Raw genomic sequence first — 19,006 nt, forward strand, 5'->3', positions numbered from 1 at the left:
GAGCAAAACGGGCCGACCGTACGGTCGGCCATTTCAACATAGGCCCGAGCGTGTGTTGCCCTGCCCTAAAAACAGGCCGCATGCCCTCGTACTCGTCGCGGGTATTCACCTAGGACGACAACTGCCGGACCTTGGGCAACCGGCCACGGAGTGCAGCCAGAGCATCTGTGAACTCGGCTCCCGCCACGACGACCTGAGCAGTGGACGTCGAGGACGCGGACGAGTTCGTTCGGCGACAGGCGGAAGTCGACGACCGCGTTGGCAGCGCTGATCAGCGAGGCCGCGAGCACGACACGGACCAACCCCGGCGAACTCGGCCTTGGACTACCCGGTCGAGATCGGCGCGCACTGCCATCAGCTGTCGAAAATCACGACGGGTTTGATCACAGACTGCTCTGCCGCAGCGGCGATGGCATCGTTGATCTCGTTGAACTTGAATGTCCGGACCAGCTTCTCGATCGGGAACCGACCGGCACGGTATTCCTGGAGCAGCCGCGGAATAAAGACATCGGGGATCGAGTCACCCTCAAGGACCCCACGAAGCGACCGGCCGAAAAGCAAGGCAGCCTGGTCGACCGTGATCTCGTTGACCATGCCCTGCAGACCCAGTGTGATGCAGGTACCGGGGGGTACGAGCACGGACAGCGCCTGGCTGATGACGGTACCTGCACCGACGCAGTCGACCGAATGGTCCACGCCGCCTCCCGTGGCATCCCGGACCGCTTCCACGGGGTCGGTGGCGGCGGCATCCACGATGGTTGTCGCACCGAGTTCACTGGCGAGGGCAAGTCGATCGGGGTTGCGGTCCACGGCCACAATGTGCTCCGCACCGGCGATCGCACCGGCCATGACCGCCGCCAGTCCGACGGATCCGACGCCGAAGACCGCGAGTGAGTCACCCGGTCGGACATCGAGCGCGTTGAGCACGGCACCGGCTCCGGTCTGCAGGCCACAACCGAGTGGGCCCAACAGCTCTAGGGGAAGATCTTTGTCCACCGTCACGCAGTTGCGTTCGTAGGTCACCGCGTAGTCGGCGAACGAGGACTGGCCGAAGAAGTGTGTGTGCACGGCGGTCGAACCAGCCCGCAGCGCCGTGGTGCCATCGAGGCGGGCGCCGCCGAAGTTCAGACCGACGTTGCTCGCGCAGTATTGCGGGCGGTTCCGCAGGCAATTGCGACAACCCCCGCAGGACGCGTAGGAGAGGACGACGTGGTCACCAACGGCGACCGTGCGGACTTCGGCCCCGACCGCCTCGACCACTCCCGCGCCTTCGTGTCCGAGCACGAAGGGCAACTGCTCTGCACCGGCGGTGGCACAGAACCCGAGGTCGGTGTGACAGACACCGGTTCCGGCCATCCGCACGAGCACCTCCTCTGCGCGCGGGGCCTCCAATTCTGCGGTTTCGACAATGAGCGGCTCGCCGGCCTCTCGCAGTAGGGCTGCTCTGATCTCCACTTGAACTCCTCCGCTGGTCCGCTAAGTCAGGTCTTCCGGGCCATCAACTAGCCGGGCTGAGCACCAGCCCGTATGCCTTGCCTTCGAGGCCACCGGACCGATCAATCGACACGAACTTCGCCTCGGTGTAGTGGTCCAGCGCCGTCGGCCCGACTTCGCGGCCAAGGCCGCTCTGCTTGGACCCGCCGAAGGGATAGAATTGCGAGATCACGTGCCAGTCGTTGATGTAGACCATGCCGGCCTCCAGTCGCTCGGCGACCTCTACCGCCCGGCTCTCGTCTCGGCTCCACACTCCGGCGGACAGGCCGTAGTCGGAGTCATTGGCGATAGCGACGGCCTCATCGACGGTCTCGTAACGCAAGACCGACAGCACTGGCCCGAAGATCTCCTCCCGGGCGATTCGCATGTCGTTGGTGACGTTGGTGAAGATGGTCGGTTCGACCCAGTGGCCCGCGGCGAACGCCGCGCCAGTCGGCACACCGCCGCCGACGGCCACGGTCGCTCCAGCTGCTCGACCGGCCTCAATGAATTCCAGCACCCGCTGCTGCTGTGCGCGCGAGACTAGTGGCCCGAGATCGGTGGCAGGGTCGGTGGGTTCGCCGAGCCGCAGCGTGCGGACGCGGACGATCAGGCGGGCGACGAACTCGTCGTGCAACGAGGCAGGGAGAAGTAGCCTGGTGCCTGCCTCGCACGCCTGCCCGCTGTAGGCCATGCAGGCGAACAACGCGCCATCGACCGCGGTGTCGAGGTCGGCATCGTCGAGAACGATATTTGGCCCCTTTCCTCCCAGTTCGAGTGTCACCCGCTTCACGGAGTCGGCGGCCGAGCGCATGATGTCCTTTCCTACCGTCGTGGACCCGGTGAAGCCGATTTTGCGGACGTCCGGGTGAGCAACGAGGCGGGCGCCTACGTCTTCGCCATCGCCAGTAACGAGGTTGAGGACACCTGCCGGCAGCCCCGCTGCCTCGAACTCGCGCACGAGCTCGACAAGCGTGAGCGGCGCCTTCTCATCCGGCTTGAGCACAACGCTGTTGCCTGCTGCGAGTGCAGGTGCGACTTTCCAGATCGCGAGCAACAGAGGGATGTTCCATGGCACGATCGCTGCGCACACTCCCAGCGGCTCCCGCCTGATCAGCCCGGACGCAGGAACCGGGCCGATCTCCGGTCCGGTTTTGGCGAAGTCGTAAAGTTCGGCCTGGTCGGCGAGGTACTGCAGATGCGCGATCGGCAGACCGATGTGGAAGGCACCCGCAAGGCGCACCGGGGCTCCGATTTCCCGGCTCTGCAGCAGCGTCAGCTCGTCCATGCGTTCAGCGATCCGCTCAGCGACCCGACGGAGGACGGCCGCGCGCTCGGTGACCGGAGTGCGCCGCCACTCACCCAAGTTGAACGCAGCCTTCGCCGCCGCCACTGCTCGATCAGCATCAACGACGGTTCCACGATCCACAGTGGCCACCAGATCACCGGAGGCGGGGTCAATGATCCGGTAGGGTTCATGGTTCTCCTCACCTCCGGTCCACTTGCCGTCGATGTACATCTGCCGGTGCGGAACTGAACTCACAACTGCTCCTTAACGATCGGCGGTGAGGTGCTATGCGGAGTCCCCGAAATTCGTGGTGTCGCTACTGCCTCTGCGTTCGTCGAACCGAAGGCCGCGAGAGCCCGCATGGCCAGTACTGCAGCCAAGCGCCGACTGCTTTTGGCGTTCTCCGCACATGTCCGCGTCGCCGACACCAGGTGGACGAAGTCGTGATCGCTGGCTGTTGTCGAGGGCCCGCCCAACAGGGCCACCAGGCTCCATCGTGATCGACTCCTACGTCCCCTGCGGAGCAAGGAGCTCCGCTAGGAAGAACCTGGCACATGACCGTACGGTTGGTCAATAGGGCGATATCGGGTCGTTCCTCAGTTACGTCCTTCGGAATCCTTGAACGGTCACGTGCATAGCTGAATCGGCTTACATCTCACCCGAGAACCCGCCCCCTGGCACCGGTTCACGCAGGGAACGAGACCGATTGGTGGCATGGCCACCGAGGACGCATGCGTACCGCCGAACAATTCACGCTCAGCCAGCATCACAGCCTGCGCCAGGACGTCTGTTGGGCAGGCGGCAACGCGCGCCCGTCGCGAAGGCAGGAAAGGACCCCACCACTGGAAGCGCATTCCACCGATGATCTCCGAGCAGCGGAGGCGGCAAGCTAAAAAGGCCGGTGAAGAGATGAACCACCGTCACGGCCAAGTGCAACCCTGCTCGCCCACCGGACGCGGCCGACTGCGCCATAGCCGGAAGACCGACGTACCGCCGCAGCGAGCTGAACGACAGCGTCAGTCGTCAGGAAGGGACGCAAGCGCCGATGAGACGCCGTGGTCGCACGCCGAACGATGTCTCTCCGACTACGAGGTCGCCAAACCGATTCGACGTAACGCTCCCGCTGCCGACACCAGCACCGGGATGTTTCCGAAGCGCTCTCCCTCGCGGCGGGGTCAGGACGCTTCGGGCAATGTGCCCTTGTCGGCTACTTCGGCCAGGCAGGCGCGCACGGTGCGAGCGACCCGGCCTGCCGGATCCGACAACCCGGTGACGCGTGCCCGCCGCACCAGCAGGCCACCGAGCACGAGAGCCACCAGCTGGGCACCCACCTGTTCCGCTGTCACTGGGCCGTCCGGCTCGAACCAGGTCCACGCCCATTGCGCGGAGCCGAAGATGAGCAGGCTCTGCACGGTGACATCGCAGTCGCGGAATTCACCCGCCTCGATCCCGTCGTTGAGGACCCCGCGGACGAGTTCCAGGTACTCGGTGCGCATCTTGCGCCCCTCGGCCATGACGTCGCGATCGGCGAGCCGGACGAACTCCCGCTGGAAGGCCACCGTCGCGTCCCTGTCGATGACCTGGTAGAGCACGAAAGCGGACACCAGTCCGGCCAGCCGCTCGGTCGGCGTGGGCAGTCGCTCACACATCAGCTTCGCCTCGGCCAGGCGCCGCCGCATGTAGCCTTCGTGCAGGGCGGCGAGCAACCGGTCCTTGGTGCCGAAGTGGTGCACGATCGTGCCCTTGGACAACCCCAGCTCACCGGCTATGTCGGAGAAGTTGGTGGCATCGTAGCCGCGCTCAGCCACGTAGCGGGTGAACGTGGAGAGGATCTCGGCCGCCTTTCCCGGCGGCCGACCACTACGCTCGGTAACCACTGGTCCACCCTTCCCCTAGTGTCTTGACCTCACCACCATATCTGACCGCTCGTACGGGCTGCTCTGCGACCGTGACACGCCTGACGTCAGGTGGTGAACCGGGTCCGCAACTGCCGCTTGAGCAGCTTCCCGGTCGCATTGCGCGGAAGTTCGGCGACACTCGTGACCGAAGTGGGGCACTTGTAGTGCGCCAGCCGTTCCCGGGCGAAGGTGATGATATCGGCCTGGACGACCTCCGCCCCGTCGGCGGGCACGACCACAGCCTTGACCGTCTCACCCCACTTGTCATCCGGCACGCCGATGACAGCGACTTCGGCAATCCCCGGGTGTTCGAGAAGGACGCGCTCGACCTCAGCGGGGTAGATGTTCTCGCCTCCCGAGATCACCATGTCCTTGACTCGGTCCTCGATGTAGAGGAAGCCGTCCGTGTCCCGCCTGCCAACGTCACCGGTGCGCAACCACCCGCCCGGGGTGATCGTGTCGCGGGTGGCCTCCGGCATGTGCCAGTACCCGGCCATCGCCTGCTCCGACCGCACCCAGAACTCGCCCACTTCACCTGGTGCGGCGTCCTCGCCGGTGACGGGGTCGACGACGCGCACCTCGGCGCCCGGCAGCGGCCGACCGGCCGAGGCACGCAGGTACTTCCGCGTGTCGTCCCGGTGCTCGTCGGGCCCGAGCACGCAGAAGACGCCCGACAATTCCGTCATCCCGTACACCGAGTAGAGCGGCGTATCGAGAGTCGACAAGACGTGCTCCATCAGTGGCGCGGGCATCGGCGAACCGCCGTAGCCGAGCACTTCCAGCGACCGCAGCGCCACTCGTGCACGGTCCGGATCCGATAGCAGCATCTGGATCACCGTGGGGACGAAGAAGGCATGAGTGGCCGCGCGTCTTTCGATGAGGTCGAGCAGCACCGCGGGAACGACGTCGCGAACGATGATCGTTCGTGCGCCCGCGCTCAAGCTTCCGAGCGCCCAGCTGGTACCTCCTACGTGGAACAGCGGCATGGCCACCACGTTGATGGAGCTTTCGTCCATGTCGTATGCCGACACGAGTCCCTTGGTATGGGCACTCATGCTGCGTTGCGTCAGCATCGCCCCCTTGGGCCAACCCGTTGTCCCGGAGGTGTAGAGCTGGAGGAAGCAGTCGTCCGGTTCCGCCGGGTAGGGATCCGTCACCGGCTCAGCTGCGGCGATCCACTTCTCGTATTGATCGTCCTCGCCGCCGAGCACGATCACCTCGTTGAGCTGAGGCAGCCGGTGTTTCAGCCCTCGCAGCGCTGGTGCGAACTCCTCCCCCACCACCGCCAGCCGTGCTGTCGAGTCGCCCAGCACGTGCACGAGCTCCTCTTCCGACAGCCTGAAGTTCACGACAGCGTTCACCGCGCCGATCAGTGAGGCCGCGAGGGTCAATTCGACGCAGGCCGGGTGGTTCTTGTCCAGGACCGCGTATCGGTCGCCCGGCTTGATGCCGGCGGCGCGCAATGCGCCCGCGGCCTGCCGGACTCGATAGTCGAGCTGAGCCAAGGTCCAGCTCTGCTCACCGAAGGCGAGCGCTTCGCGATCCGGCGCGGTTTCAACCCAGTGCTGGACCGAGGCGTACACGGGGGAAAAGCCAGAACTCACGGGATCCTCCTCATTGAGGCTTTCATGCACCGTACGTGCGGTCAGTTTATGGCTGAGTGGTGTCCACCACAAGATGCTCGGTTGGTCAGCGTTCGACGACGAACACGGGAAGGGGCTCGCCGTCCTCCGGCGACGACACGGTGAGCCGCACCCGGTCACCGGCGGCCATGTCGGGGGCGCCGACGAGCCGCACGTGCAGCCACGGTCCTTCGTCGAGTTCGACCAGCCCGAGCGGCTGCGGTTCTGGTCCGCCGTGGTCGACAACCAGGCTCACCACCGTGCCCGCACCGGAGGACGTCGCCCATTCCAGATCCGCACCCCGGCATCCGGGACAAGCGGTGGCGTCCGGGCGGCTCTCGTGACCGCAGCTAGGACAATGTTTGATCAGGAGGTTTCCTTCGGCGAGCCCGTCGAACCATTCCGCCGACGCCTCGTCACGACGTGCACGCAGCTCTGGCATCAAGCACCTCCAAGTACAAGGGTGGCGTGGTGATCGAGGATTCCCCCGTTGCCACTGACGATGGCCGTCCGGTGACGAGGCACTTGACGCGGTCCGGCTTGCCCACGTATTTGCGTCACCGCCTCGATCAGCGGCGTCATACCCCAGAGGTAGAACGACGACAGCTGGCCACCGCCAGTGTTGGTCGGCAATGATCCGCCAGGCGCGAGAGCTCCGCTCGCGGCGAGTTCGCCGGCTTCCCCCTTGCCGCAGAACCCGTAGTCCTCGAGCGTGACCAGGACGGTGTAGGTGTAGCAGTCGTAGATCTCGCGCAGGTCGATCTCGGTCGGGGTCAGCCCCGCCATCTTCAACCCCGCGGGGCCCGAGGAGGCCGCGCCGGTGACCAACCCGAAGTCCGACCCGCGCTCGAGGACGTAACCCGGGTGTGCCTGTCCCCACCCGAGGACCTGGACCGGCGGTTGCGCGAGGTCAGCGGCACGTTCCGGGGTGGTGATCACGACGGCGGCGCCGCCGTTGGAAACCAGGCAGCAGTCGAACAGGTGCAGCGGTTCCACGATCCACCGCGAGCGGTGGTAGTCGTCCAGGGTGAGCGGGGTGCGCATTTGGGCTACGGGGTTGTCCACGGCCCAGGCTCGCTGGGACACAGCGACCGAACCCAGGTGGTCCTGGGGAAGCCCGTAGTGCTGCATGTAGCGGCTGGCCGCGAGGGCGTAGCGATGGTTGACGCTGGTGAATCCCGCCGCTGTCTCGGCGCTGCGGAAGCCGCTGGCCTGCAGGGAGGATGCGCGATACGCGGCGCCGGATGAGCCGCCGGGCTGCCGCGGTGCGTCGGCGAAGACGCACACCACCACCTCCGCCGTGCCGGAGAGCACCGCCGTGGCAGCTTGGGCGACCATGATGCCGGCCGACGCGCCGAAGGCGTTGATTTCGCTGAGCATCCGCAGATCACGCAGTCGGAGGCGCCGGGCCAGGGTGAGATCGAGACCGCTGGCCTTGCCCGCGTTGATCAGGAGCCCGTCGACGTCGGCGAGGGTGAGGCCCGCGTCGGCTACAGCGAGCCGGACAGCTTCCCCGGCGAACGACCGGGCGCTGCGGCCGTAGACCTTCCCGACCTCGGTCAGTCCCGCGCCCACGATGGCGGCAGTGCGTTGCATCTTCAGTCTCCCCTGTCCGGCCCGTCAGCCACGAGCGGCCGAGCTGCGGGCACGCTCGGCGAACTCCAGTGCCTCTGTCCAGCTCGCCCGCCGGGCGATCAGGCCGCGGTACTTCATCACGACGGCTTGGCCGTTGAGCGTCAGCACGCCGGTCAGCCGCTCACCTCGGCGAAAGAGCGCGACGAAGCGGTCTTCGTCCACGGCGCCGGACACGATTCGAACCTCGTCGGCCTCGGGCACTCCGACGAACTGGATGCGATGGGTGTACCAATCCGACCAGAAGTAGGGCACGGTCGAGTAGGGCTTCGCGGCGCCCGGCTCCAGCGCGTTGCGGGCCGCGACTGCACCTTGCTCAGCCGCGCTGGTCCAGTGCTCGATGCGCATGAGCTGTTCGAACAAGGGGTTGTGCCAACGAGCGACATCCCCCGCCGCGAACACGCCGCTGGCGCCGACGGCGGCCAACGTGGCATCACACCGGATCCCGTTGTCGAGTTCGAGACCGCAGCCGCGCAACCATCCGGTGGCCGGATCGGCACCAATGCCGGCGACGACCAGATCTGCCTCGAGCGTGGTGCCGTCGCTCAGGTGGACTCGCCGGACCCGGCCGTGTTCGGCTTCGAGACGCTCGACCGCGACGCCGCACCGCAGGTCGGTGCCGGCTCGGTGGTGCAAACCGGCTACGGCCTCGCCCATCTCCGCACCGATCGCTCGGGCGAGCGGGGTGGGTGCGGCCTCGACGATCGTGATCGGCAGCCCGCGTTTCCGCGCGCCGGACGCGACCTCGGAGCCGATGAACCCGGACCCGACGACCACGGTGCGGGCGCCGGCGTCCAGTGCCGCCCGGACCGCGATGGCGTCGTCGAGGGTGCGCAGCGTGTGCACCCCGGTGATGCCGTCCGTGCCAGGCAGCGTCCGCGCGGTCGCTCCGGTGGCGATGACCAGGCCGTCGTAGGGGATCTCCTGGTCACCAACATGCACGGTCCGCTGGGTCGTATCCACAGCGCGAGCCGGAGAACCGAGATGGAGGTTCACCCCGAGCTCGTCGCGTAGGTGGTGTTCTTCCCGGAAGTTCACGTTCGGCGGTTCCGCGGCGTCCAAGTACGCCTTCGACAGCGGCGGGCGGTCGTAGGGCAGGTGCGGCTCGTCGCCGATGAGCGTGATGGCGCCGGTGTGGCCTGCCTTCCTTGCCACCTCGGCGGCTCGCAGGCCTGCCAAGGACGCGCCGACGACCACCAAACCGCCGGTCATTCCTCCACCAGCCGCAGTGCTTCGGTCGGGCACCCCTCCACGGCGGCCCGCGCCTCGTCGAGCTGGTCCGTACCCACCGTCTCGGTCAGCAGGACCAGATCGCCGTTCTCGTCCACTTCGAACACATCCGGAGCCATGGACTCGCAGATGCCCAGGCCCGTGCACTTGGCCCGATCGACGGTGACCTTCATACCTAATCCCTCCTCACGGGCTTGTCAGGCGGCGGCCGGCCCGAGTGCCACGGGCAGCTCGCGGTATCCGTTGATGAAGTTGGAGCGGAAACGCGCCGGCGGGCCGGCCACGCGCATTTGCGGGAAGCGCGCGAACAGCTCGGACAGGAGAACCCGCACCTCCAACCGGGCAAGGCTGTTGCCCAGGCAGAAGTGTGTGCCGCTGCCGAATGCCACGTGGTTGGCCGGGTTGCGGTGGATGTCGAAGCGGTCCGGCTCGTCGAACACCGCTTCGTCTCGGTTGCCGGAGACGTAGAACATCACGACCTTGTCGCCGGCTGCGATGTGCTGTCCGCCCAGTTCGGCGTCGGTCACGGCCGTGCGCCGGAACTGCATCACCGGGGGGTGGAAGCGCAGGATTTCCTCGATCGCGACCTTCAGCAGGTCCGGGTTCGCTCGTAGCTGCGCCCACTGGTCCGGGTGCTGGTCGAGGGTGATGACGGCGCCGGTGAGCAGGTTCCGCGTCGTCTCGTTCCCCGCGATCATGAGCAGCTGGAAGAAGCGCTGCAGCTCGTCGGTCGACAGGCGCTCACCGTCGACTTCGGCGTTGACGATGAGGCTCCACACGTCGTCGCCCGGGTCGCGCCGCCGGATCTCCGTCTGCTCTTCGGCGAAGGCGAACATCTCCTGGAACGCCGACAGGAATGCCGCGCGGCCGCCGTAGGCCGGGTCGTCGAGGCCCACCATCCGGTTGGTCCAGCTGTAGAGCAGGTGGCGCTCGGAACGGGGAACCCCCAGCAGGTCCGCGAGCACCATGAGCGGCATCTCGGCGGAGACTTTCGCCACCAAGTCGATCTCGGTGTCGGGTTCGAGCCCGTCAACGATCTCGTGTGCGTAGCGCTCAACCGATTCGAGCATGCCGTTCACCATCTTCGGGGTGAACACCCTGCTCACGATCTTGCGCAGCTTCGAATGATCCGGTGGGTCGAGGTTCAGCATCATCTGCTGCAGGGCCGCGAGGTCGCGGGGACGCTGGTCGCGGAGGAACGTCGCCCCCGCGTGCGAGGAGTGCACCTCGGGGTGGCGCGAGACCTCGTTGATGTCGGCGTGCCGCGTGACGGCCCAGAACCCGGGCCCGCCGTCGAACCCCTTGTAAGGCGGCTCATCCACCCACGCGACGGGTGCCTCGTCACGCAGTCGCGCGAAGACCTCGTAGGGCACTCCGTCCGCATAGGTGTCCGGGTGCCCGAGGTCGACCCCCGCCCGCGGGATCACCAGGCCTGAAGACTCCGACGTAGCCACATCCGACTCCTCGTTCGATTGACTGACCGTACGTACGGTACTACACCTCCATCGCACTGTGCCACACCAACTGATCTGCGACTGTTTCTTGCCTGGAGCTCCCGGGGTGTCATAATGGCCGTACGCACGGTCAGTCTACGACGACGGGCGCGGTAAGCCGGCCCATGAAGGACAGGCGCGCATGGACAGCACTATGCAGGTCACCGAGCTGGGAGTCTCGGACCTCTTCGAACACGGCCGGACGGTGCACCCGGAGGCACGAGTCGTCCACTACGACGGCACAGCCACCTCGAGCTGCACGTTTGCCGAACTAGCCGATCAGGCGGCCCGCCTCGCCGGCGCGCTGGACGACCTCGGGGTGTTCAGGGACGACGTGGTGGCGACCCTGTGCTGGAACGTCCCCGCGCACCTCGCCGCTTACTTCGCGGTGCCCTCGATGGGTGCGGTGCTGCACACGTTGAACCTGCGTTTGTCCGACGATCAGCTGGTCTACATCATCAATCACGCCGCTGACCGGGTCGTGCTGGTCAACGGCGATCTCGTTCCGCAGCTGGCGCGGTTGCTTCCCTGCTGCCCGAGCGTCCAGGACGTGATCGTGGTCGGCGAGCCGGAAGGCGATCTGCCCGGGTCGGTGACCGTGCACGATTACGATGAGCTGCTTTCCTCGGCCGAGCCGGTCACGCAGTGGCCGACCATTCCAGAACGCAGCGCAGCCGTTCTATGCTACACCACGGGCACGACGGGAGACCCCAAGGGCGTCGCCTACAGCCACCGGTCCATCCACCTGCACACGCTGGGCATCTCGACCGGTAACGCGTTCGCGTTCAATGACTCCGACCGGGTGCTGCCGATCGTTCCGATGTTCCACGCCAACGCGTGGGGGTGGCCCTACGCCGCGTGGCTGAACGGCTCCGACCTGGTGCTGCCGGACCGGTATCTGCAACCCCCGCACCTCGCGCAGTTGATCAGCGAAGAGCGGGTCACCGCAGCCGCGGCCGTTCCGACGTTGTGGAGCGCGCTGGATGACTACGGCGCCAAGCACGGTGTCGACTTCACGAGCCTGCGGCTCGCCGTCTCCGGAGGATCGGCGCTGTCGGCCGCGCTCACCGAGAGCTTGGCCGCGCGTCACGGGGTGCGGCTTACGCAGGGCTGGGGCATGACCGAGACCTCCCCTCTACTGACGTTCTCTCGTCCACCTGCGGGCAGCGGCTCCGAGCATGAGGTCACCTACCGGACCCGAACCGGGCGCATCGTGCCCGGGGTGCGCGCGCGGATTGTCGACGACGAGGGCACTGAACTGCCCTGGGACGGCGCCACAGCGGGAGAGGTCGAACTGCGCGGAGCCACCATCACCGGTGCCTATTTCCGCACGGATCCCGAAGCGGGTGTGGACAAGTTTCGCGACGGTTGGTTGCGCACCGGTGATCTGGGTGTCATTCACCCCGCCGGATGGGTCGAGCTGAAGGACCGTCTCAAGGACGGCATCAAGAGCGGTGGCGAATGGATCTCCAGCATCGAGCTGGAGAATGCCGTTGCCACGCATCCCGCGGTGTCGGAGGCCGTGGTCGTGGGCGTTCCTGATGCTCGTTGGGAGGAACGGCCGCTGGTCTGCGTCAAGCTGCGCGACGGTGCCACGGTCACCTCCGAGGAATTGCGCACTCATCTCGAGGGCCGGGTCGCGAAGTGGTGGCTGCCGGAGCGGTGGGCATTCGTCACCGACATCCCCAAGACCAGCGTCGGCAAGCTCGACAAGAAGCGCGTCCGGGCCGATTACGATGCCGGCCTCGTGCAGGTGGTCCAACCGAGCCGGGCGACAGGACGGCAGTGAGTTCCAGCGGAGGGGCGGTCGGCGACCGCCCCTCCCGTCCTGTCAACCCCGCGTGTAGATCGACTTGTACGAGACGTACGCCGCCAGCCCTTCGGGCCCGAGTTCGCGCCCCAACCCGCTGGCCTTGACGCCGCCGAAGGGCGAACCGAGGTCGAGGTTGTAGAGGTTAACGCCCACCGAGCCGGACTCGATCTGCCGCGCAATCTCGAGTCCGCGTTCGGGATCTTGGGTCCAGATCGTGCCGCCCAGCCCGTACTCGGATTCGTTGGCGATGCGCACCGCCTCCTCGACCGTGTCGTAGGGCAGCACCACCAGAACCGGGCCGAACACCTCTTCGCGAGCCAGCGTCGCTGACGGCTCCAGATCGGCGAAGACCGTCGGCTCGACGAACCAACCGCGGTCGAGGTGTTCGGGGCGGCCACCGCCGGTGATGACTCGCCCGCCCTCGGAACGGCCAACAGCGATGTAGTCCTCGACCCTCTCACGTTGCCGCGCCGAGACCACTGGGCCCACCCGGGTGGCTGGATCACGAGGATCGCCGACCGACATGGAGGACGCCAGATCCCCCACCGCCTCAGCAACTTCGGCGTAGCGCGACCGCGGGGCGAGGATGCGGGTGCTGAGATAGCAGGTCTGGCCGTTGTTGAGCAGGCTCGCCCAGGACAAGCCCCGCGCCACCTGTGGCAGATCGGCATCGTCGAGAACGATGGCGGCGCTCTTGCCGCCCAGTTCGAGCGTGACCGGCCGAAGCAGGCGCCCGCATACCTCACCGATCGCCCGCCCGGCCGCGGTGGATCCGGTGAAGGCGACCTTGTCCACGCCCGGGTGGGCCACCAGGTAGGAACCGACCTCCCGGCCCCCGGTCACGATGTTGATCACGCCAGGCGGCAAGCCGGCCTCCTCAGCCGCATCAGCGAGCTGGAAAGCGTCGAGGACGGTCTCCGGCGCCGGCTTGATCACCACAGTGCAACCGGCAGCGAGAGCGGGCGCGACTTTGAACATCGTCAGCGACTGCGGGAAGTTCCACGGGACGATGGCCGCGACGACACCGACCGGATCACGCCGGACCACGGTCACCCCTGGTCCCCCCACCGCCTGCCGCCGTTCCTCCAGGGGCGTCTTGCGTGCGAGTTCGGCGTAGTAGCGCAGGGTCGCGGCCGGACCAAGCCCTTCCGCCGCTCGCGCGATGTCGGTGGGCATGCCGTTCTCACCGGTCACCAGGTCCGCGGTTGCATCGGCTCTTGCCTCCAGGGCATCCGCGAAGGCCAGCATCGCGTCGGCGCGCTCGTCAGGGCCGTAGGAGGCCCAGATCGATCGAGTCAGCGCCGCGCGCGCGGCGGCAACCGCGGCGTCCACATCTGCCGGTGCGCCTGCGGGCGCCGTACCGAAAGGTTCCTCGGTGGCTGGGGAGATCACCGTGGTGATCTCCTGCGACTGCGAGGCGACCCACCGACCGCCGATGAACAAGGCTTCACGTTCGTGCACGGGTGTACTCACTGCCCCTCCGGGATCAGAACCGGTTTGATGGTCACGCCGCTTGCGGCGTCGCGCTCCGCCTCGTTGATGGCGCTGAGCGGGTAGGTGCGGATCAGCTTGTCGAACGGGAACCGGCCCGCGCGCCACAGCGAGATCAGCCGAGGCAAGAACACGTGCGGAACAGCATCGCCCTCAAGGATGCCCATCACGTTCTTGCCCGTGGCCAGAGCCGAAGGGGCGAGGACCAATTCGCGGGAGCCGGCACCAACGAGCCCGATCGTGCCGGTAGGGCGGAGGGCGTCGATGCCGGTGGCGATCACTGCGGGGGCACCGGTGGTGTCCAGGGCGTACTGCACTCCCCCGCGGGTCAGCTTCCGGATCTGCTTGGCGACATCATCGGCTCCGCCGCGCAGCACGTGCGTGGCTCCCAGTTCCTTCGCCAGCTCGAGCCGAGCATCGTGCAGGTCGACGGCGACAATCATGGCGGCACCCGCCACCCGGGCGGCCATCACCGCTGCCAGTCCCACTCCGCCCGCGCCGAATACCGCGACATCGCTGCCTGCCTCGACACCGAGTGCGATCAGCACTGAGCCCGCACCGGTCTGGATACCGCATCCTAGCGGTCCCATCAGCTGTAGTGGCAGGTCGTGGTCCACAGCTACGACGTTGCGCGTTCCGGCGATCACGTGGCTGGCGAACGACGACTGACCGAACCAGCGCGCCGCGACAGGATGCCCCGCACCGTCAACGACGGGCCCTGGGCCGTCCTGCGCCTTTCCGGTCATGTTGCGCTGGAAGAACGTCTCGCAGTAGGCCGGGTTCCCCAAGGCGCAATTCGTGCAGCACCCGCACGAGTCGAAGCTGAGCAGCACATGGTCACCAACGGCGATGTCGCCGACACTCGACCCCACCTCGGTGACCACGCCCGCGCCCTCGTGCCCGGCGATGAGTGGCGGTGTCGCGAGGAATCCGGCCTGACGGGGTAGCACGTCGGTGTGGCAGAAACCCGTCCCGGCGATTTCCACCAGCACCTGACCAGGTTCTGGGGCTGCGAGCTCCACGTGTTCGAGGGCGAACGGAGCCGCCCGATCCCGGAGCACAGCGGCGTGCACCTGCATGACATCTCCTAGAATTGACCGCACGTACGGTCATAGCTTAGCTTCTCGGAGACGTCGCGCAACGGCCTCGTCGCCACCAGGCCTCTTTCCACGCCGTTCGCACTGTCGCCAAGGAGGAATTCCGGTGACCATCGCCGAGCAGAGCGCTCCCGCCGCCTTGTTGGAGCGTCACGGAGCCGTGGCTCTCATCACCCTGAACCGGCCGCGCGCGATGAACGCGGTCAACGCCGCGCTGTCCACTGCGGTCGGTGCAGCACTCGACGAACTCGCCTCCGACCCGTCGTTGCGAGTCGGAGTCATCACCGGCGCGGGCCGCGCCTTCAGTGCTGGCGCCGATCTGAAGGAATTGGCCGCCGGGCGGAGCGTGCACGACCCGCAGCATCCTGAACGCGGCTTCGCCGGCATTGTCCGGCACTTCGTCGACAAGCCGCTGATCGCCGCTGTGAACGGCTTCGCGCTCGGTGGCGGCACCGAAATCCTGCTCACCTGCGACATGGCCGTGATGAGCGACGAGGCCGAACTCGGTCTTCCCGAGGTCACCCGAGGGTTGGTCGCCGCGGCAGGTGGACTGCTGCGCTTGCACCGGCAGATCCCACCGAAGGTCGCGGCCAGGGCCGTCTTCACCGGCGATCCGATCGACGCGGACGACGCGCTGCAATGGGGCCTCGTCAACGAGGTCGTGCCCGCCGATCAGGTACTGGGCACCGCGCTCACGCTCGCCGAGCGGATCGCCGAAAACGCCCCGCTCGCCGTCCGCGCGAGCAAACGGATCATGGCCCACAGCAACGAGGTCGGCTCTGACTGGCACGAGGCAGCTTGGGCGATGAACGAGGAGGAGTTCGCCACCGTCCGCACAAGCCAGGACGCCCGCGAGGGCGCTGTCGCCTTCGCCGAGAAACGCAGGCCCGCCTGGACCGGTTCGTGAAGGCCGGGCCAGCGCCCACGCGGCTCGTCCATTCTTCGTGACCGCCGAGACACCCGAAGAGGAGAAATCGTGCCCGTGCAGTTCGACCCCGGTCCAGCCGTGACTGAGCTCGTCCGGCGTACCGAGCACCTCATCCAAGACGTCGTGCTCCCGATCGAGCTCGCGCACCAGGGCTCGGCCCACGACGCAAGCGAGGATGTGCGGCGACAGCTGCAGGACGCCGCGCGCGAAGCGAAGGTGTTCGCCCCGCATGTCGACACCGAGTTCGGCGGACTCGGCCTCGACATGCGCGACCGCGCACCGGTGTTCGAGGCGGCCGGCTATTCGCTCTTCGGCCCGCTAGCGCTCAACTGCGCAGCGCCCGACGAGGGCAACATGCACTTGCTGGAGAAGATCGCCACGTCACAGCAGAAGGAGAGGTTCCTGCGTCCGCTGGCCGCCGGCGATGTCCGGTCCTGCTTCGCGATGACAGAGCCCGTGCCCGGCGCGGGCTCCGACCCCAGTGCCCTGGCCACCACGGCCCAGCGCACCTCAGCGGGGTGGCTGCTCAACGGTCGCAAGTGGTTCATCACGGGCGCTCACAACGCCGGTTTCGCGATCGTGATGGCCCGCACCAGCGGCGAACCCGGATCCCGCGGCGGCGCCACCATGTTCCTGGTGGACGCCGGAGCACCCGGCTTCCAGCACGTGCGCAACATCGACACACTGGACGAGAGCATGTTCGGCGGTCACTCCGAGCTCGCCCTCGACAACATCGAGGTCGGCCACGACGCGATTCTCGGAGAGCTCGACCGCGGGTTCGAATACGCTCAGGTACGCCTCGGTCCGGCTCGCACCACGCACTGCATGCGCTGGCTGGGCACGGCACGCCGCGCCGCCGACCTGGCCGCTGAGCGGGCCGCAACGAGGCAAGCGTTCGGTGGCAGGCTCGGCGACCTGGGGATGGTGCAGCAGCTGCTCGCGGACAACGAAATCGACATCGAGGCCAGCAGGACATTGATCCTCAAGACGTGCTGGGACCTCGACACCGGAGCCCCAGCGGGCCACATCACCTCGATCACCAAGACCTTCGTAGCCGAAGCCGTCAACCGCGTGGTCGATCGCGCACTGCAGATCTGCGGCGCGCTGGGCGTCTCCGGTGATGCCGCCCTGTCCCGGCTCTACCGCGAGGTCCGGCCCTTCCGCATCTACGACGGTCCATCGGAGACCCACCGCTGGTCCATCGGGCGCCGTATCGTCCGCCGGGCCCTGACCAGGCTGGAGGCACGGCCATGAGTATCTCCTCCCACGTACCTCCCGGTATCAACCTGCCCGCTCTGCAGCGCTACTTCGACACCGCGGTATCGGAGACGGCCGGTCCGTTGACGGTTGGACTGATCACCGGCGGCAAGTCCAACCTCACCTATTCGGTCACCGACGGCTTGCACAACTGGGTGTTGCGCAGGCCCCCGATGGGACCATTGACGCCTACCGCGCACGACATGGCCCGCGAGTTCCGCATCGTCGCTGCCCTGCACGGCACCGGCGTTCCGGTCGCCCGAGCGGTCACCCTCTGCGAGAACACCGAGGTCCTCGGTGCGCCCTTCGCGGTTGTGTCCTACGTGGAGGGCAGGACGCTGAGAGACGGTGATGACGCCGAGAAGCTCAGCTCCGAGGAGGCAAAGCGGTGTTCCCGCGCTCTCGTCGACACGTTGGCCCAACTCCACGCCGTGCCCTACGACGAAGTCGGGCTGACCGGCTTCGGGCGTCCCGATGGCTACCTGGAGCGTCAGGTCAGGCGTTGGCGCGGACAGTGGGATCGGGTGGCGACCCGCGAATTGACCGCGGTGGACGTTCTTCACCAGGAGCTCGCCCGCTCGCTGCCGCACCAGTCCATCTCAGCCGTCGTCCACGGCGACTACCGCATCGACAACACCATCCTGGATTCCTCGGACGTTGGCCGGATCGCCGCGATCGTCGACTGGGAAATGGCCACCCTCGGCGACCCGCTCGCCGATCTCGGACTGCTGCAGGTCTATTGGGACCCGGTGACCGAGCCCGTTCTGGGCGTGCGCCACGCACCGACCGCGAATACCGGGTTCCTGTCAGCGGACGAGCTGGCTGAGCGCTATTCGATCAGCTCGGGGTTGCACATCGCCAACCTTGGGTTCTACCGCGCGCTGGGCTACTTCAAGATGGCCGTCATTGCCGAAGGAATCCACCAACGCTACCTGGCAGGCGAAACCATCGGGGACGGCTTCGACAGGGTCGGCCAAGCGGTCCCAGAGCTGCTCGAATCCGGCCTCGACACCCTGGGAGCTCGACACCCATGAACACACCCTCCGCACTCGTCACCGGCGCATCCCGGGGCATTGGGCTGGCCATCGCGCAGCGCCTGGCCGAGGCCGGGTACGCACTCACGGTCTCCGCCCGCCGGGAGGAAGGACTGACACGAGCCGCCGCACAGATCAGCGAAGACACCGGCGCCACCGTCCACTCGACGGTGGCGAACTTGGCAGTCGAGGACGACGTGCGTGGACTGGCCGCGGCCCACTCGGACCGGTTCGGCAGTCTCGATGTCCTCGTGCTCAACGGCGGGGTGGGTACGGCGGGCTCCCTGGCGGAGACGTCGATGAAGACCTACGACCTCACGCTGTCGGTGAATCTACGCGCCCAGTTCCTGCTGATCCAGCAATGCCTACCGCTCCTGCGGAAAGCGGCGGCGCGAGAACCGAACCGGGGCGGCAAGATCGTTGCGCTCGCTTCGATCACCGGGGTCGCCTCGGAACCGCACCTCGCCGCCTACGGCGCGAGCAAGGCCAGCCTGATCTCCCTGTGCGAGAGCGTGACACTCGAGGAATCAACGCATGGGGTGACGGCCACGGCCATCTCCCCCGGTTTCGTCGACACCGACATGACCGCGTGGAAACGCGACTCGCTCGGCTCGGACACGATGCTCACCACCGGTGACGTCACCGAACTAGTCCTCGCCGTCACGCGCCTGTCCGCACGCGCAGTGGTACCCAACATCGTCGTGACCCGCGCCGGCGACCAGCTCTGGCGCGCCTGATCATCCAGTGGAG

General features: G+C 67.1%; 16 protein-coding genes. 5 read left to right on the forward strand and 11 right to left on the reverse strand.

Annotated elements, in window-relative coordinates:
- Window positions 1-354: 354 nt before the first annotated feature.
- The 9 genes from R4I43_RS28405 to R4I43_RS28445 form a co-directional block, all read right to left on the reverse strand.
- Entirely contained in the window at window positions 355-1,455 is a 1,101-nt protein-coding gene (locus tag R4I43_RS28405; protein ID WP_324268770.1) for an NAD(P)-dependent alcohol dehydrogenase, read from the reverse strand.
- A gap of 43 nt (window positions 1,456-1,498) precedes the next feature.
- Window positions 1,499-3,016: an aldehyde dehydrogenase family protein gene (locus R4I43_RS28410; RefSeq protein ID WP_324268771.1), complete on the reverse strand. Its 1,518-nt coding sequence runs from the start codon at window positions 3,014-3,016 to the stop codon at window positions 1,499-1,501.
- Between the two features lie 920 nt (window positions 3,017-3,936).
- A complete protein-coding gene (locus R4I43_RS28415; RefSeq protein WP_324268772.1) occupies window positions 3,937-4,638 on the reverse strand; it encodes a TetR/AcrR family transcriptional regulator in 702 nt (233 codons plus the stop codon).
- Window positions 4,639-4,724: 86 nt separating this feature from the next.
- Complete coding sequence (locus R4I43_RS28420) at window positions 4,725-6,242, reverse strand: long-chain-fatty-acid--CoA ligase (RefSeq protein ID WP_324268773.1); 1,518 nt, start codon at window positions 6,240-6,242, stop codon at window positions 4,725-4,727.
- Between the two features lie 106 nt (window positions 6,243-6,348).
- Entirely contained in the window at window positions 6,349-6,723 is a 375-nt protein-coding gene (locus tag R4I43_RS28425) for a Zn-ribbon domain-containing OB-fold protein (protein WP_324268774.1), read from the reverse strand.
- Window positions 6,723-7,877, reverse strand: a complete 1,155-nt coding sequence (locus R4I43_RS28430; RefSeq protein ID WP_324268775.1) for a thiolase family protein — start codon at window positions 7,875-7,877, stop codon at window positions 6,723-6,725. Before R4I43_RS28430 ends, R4I43_RS28425 begins: the two co-directional genes overlap by 1 nt.
- A gap of 24 nt (window positions 7,878-7,901) precedes the next feature.
- Window positions 7,902-9,125 carry an NAD(P)/FAD-dependent oxidoreductase gene (locus R4I43_RS28435; RefSeq protein WP_324268776.1) on the reverse strand — a complete coding sequence of 408 codons (1,224 nt, stop codon included), beginning with the start codon at window positions 9,123-9,125 and terminating at the stop codon, window positions 7,902-7,904.
- Window positions 9,122-9,316: a ferredoxin gene (locus R4I43_RS28440; RefSeq protein ID WP_324268777.1), complete on the reverse strand. Its 195-nt coding sequence runs from the start codon at window positions 9,314-9,316 to the stop codon at window positions 9,122-9,124. The genes R4I43_RS28435 and R4I43_RS28440 overlap by 4 nt, the downstream gene beginning before the upstream one ends.
- A 24-nt stretch (window positions 9,317-9,340) precedes the next feature.
- The gene (locus R4I43_RS28445) at window positions 9,341-10,597 is read right to left on the reverse strand and encodes a cytochrome P450 (protein WP_324268778.1); all 1,257 of its coding nucleotides are present in this window, start codon (window positions 10,595-10,597) and stop codon (window positions 9,341-9,343) included.
- Window positions 10,598-10,790: 193 nt separating this feature from the next.
- Between R4I43_RS28445 and R4I43_RS28450 the strand changes: the two genes are divergently transcribed.
- On the forward strand, window positions 10,791-12,425 hold the full coding sequence (locus R4I43_RS28450; RefSeq protein ID WP_324268779.1) for a long-chain fatty acid--CoA ligase: 1,635 nt from the start codon (window positions 10,791-10,793) through the stop codon (window positions 12,423-12,425).
- A gap of 42 nt (window positions 12,426-12,467) precedes the next feature.
- Here the strand turns inward: R4I43_RS28450 and R4I43_RS28455 are convergent, their stop codons facing one another.
- The gene (locus R4I43_RS28455) at window positions 12,468-13,910 is read right to left on the reverse strand and encodes an aldehyde dehydrogenase (protein ID WP_407691329.1); all 1,443 of its coding nucleotides are present in this window, start codon (window positions 13,908-13,910) and stop codon (window positions 12,468-12,470) included.
- Between the two features lie 8 nt (window positions 13,911-13,918).
- On the reverse strand, window positions 13,919-15,019 hold the full coding sequence (locus R4I43_RS28460) for an NAD(P)-dependent alcohol dehydrogenase (protein WP_324268780.1): 1,101 nt from the start codon (window positions 15,017-15,019) through the stop codon (window positions 13,919-13,921).
- A 124-nt stretch (window positions 15,020-15,143) separates the two neighbouring features.
- Between R4I43_RS28460 and R4I43_RS28465 the strand changes: the two genes are divergently transcribed.
- From R4I43_RS28465 to R4I43_RS28480, 4 genes are all read left to right on the forward strand, one after another.
- Window positions 15,144-15,944 (forward strand): crotonase/enoyl-CoA hydratase family protein, encoded by an 801-nt coding sequence (locus R4I43_RS28465; protein ID WP_324268781.1) that lies wholly within the window; start codon window positions 15,144-15,146, stop codon window positions 15,942-15,944.
- A 69-nt stretch (window positions 15,945-16,013) separates the two neighbouring features.
- Window positions 16,014-17,219 carry an acyl-CoA dehydrogenase family protein gene (locus R4I43_RS28470; protein WP_324268782.1) on the forward strand — a complete coding sequence of 402 codons (1,206 nt, stop codon included), beginning with the start codon at window positions 16,014-16,016 and terminating at the stop codon, window positions 17,217-17,219.
- On the forward strand, window positions 17,216-18,256 hold the full coding sequence (locus R4I43_RS28475; protein WP_324268783.1) for a phosphotransferase family protein: 1,041 nt from the start codon (window positions 17,216-17,218) through the stop codon (window positions 18,254-18,256). The genes R4I43_RS28470 and R4I43_RS28475 overlap by 4 nt, the downstream gene beginning before the upstream one ends.
- Entirely contained in the window at window positions 18,253-18,993 is a 741-nt protein-coding gene (locus R4I43_RS28480) for an SDR family NAD(P)-dependent oxidoreductase (RefSeq protein ID WP_324268784.1), read from the forward strand. Before R4I43_RS28475 ends, R4I43_RS28480 begins: the two co-directional genes overlap by 4 nt.
- The last annotated feature ends 13 nt before the right edge of the window (window positions 18,994-19,006 follow it).

The sequence above is a fragment of the Saccharopolyspora mangrovi genome (assembly GCF_035320975.1).
Lineage (GTDB): Bacteria > Actinomycetota > Actinomycetes > Mycobacteriales > Pseudonocardiaceae > Saccharopolyspora > Saccharopolyspora mangrovi.

Excerpts from the sequence above, each read along its gene's own strand:
- R4I43_RS28440 (WP_324268777.1), bottom strand. The coding sequence starts at position 9,316 with ATGAAGGTCACCGTCGATCGGGCCAAGTGCACGGGCCTGGGCATCTGC.
- R4I43_RS28425 (WP_324268774.1), bottom strand. The coding sequence starts at position 6,723 with ATGCCAGAGCTGCGTGCACGTCGTGACGAGGCGTCGGCGGAATGGTTC.
- R4I43_RS28435 (WP_324268776.1), bottom strand. The coding sequence starts at position 9,125 with ATGACCGGCGGTTTGGTGGTCGTCGGCGCGTCCTTGGCAGGCCTGCGA.
- R4I43_RS28450 (WP_324268779.1), top strand. The coding sequence starts at position 10,791 with ATGCAGGTCACCGAGCTGGGAGTCTCGGACCTCTTCGAACACGGCCGG.
- R4I43_RS28480 (WP_324268784.1), top strand. The coding sequence starts at position 18,253 with ATGAACACACCCTCCGCACTCGTCACCGGCGCATCCCGGGGCATTGGG.
- R4I43_RS28475 (WP_324268783.1), top strand. The coding sequence starts at position 17,216 with ATGAGTATCTCCTCCCACGTACCTCCCGGTATCAACCTGCCCGCTCTG.
- R4I43_RS28460 (WP_324268780.1), bottom strand. The coding sequence starts at position 15,019 with ATGCAGGTGCACGCCGCTGTGCTCCGGGATCGGGCGGCTCCGTTCGCC.
- R4I43_RS28430 (WP_324268775.1), bottom strand. The coding sequence starts at position 7,877 with ATGCAACGCACTGCCGCCATCGTGGGCGCGGGACTGACCGAGGTCGGG.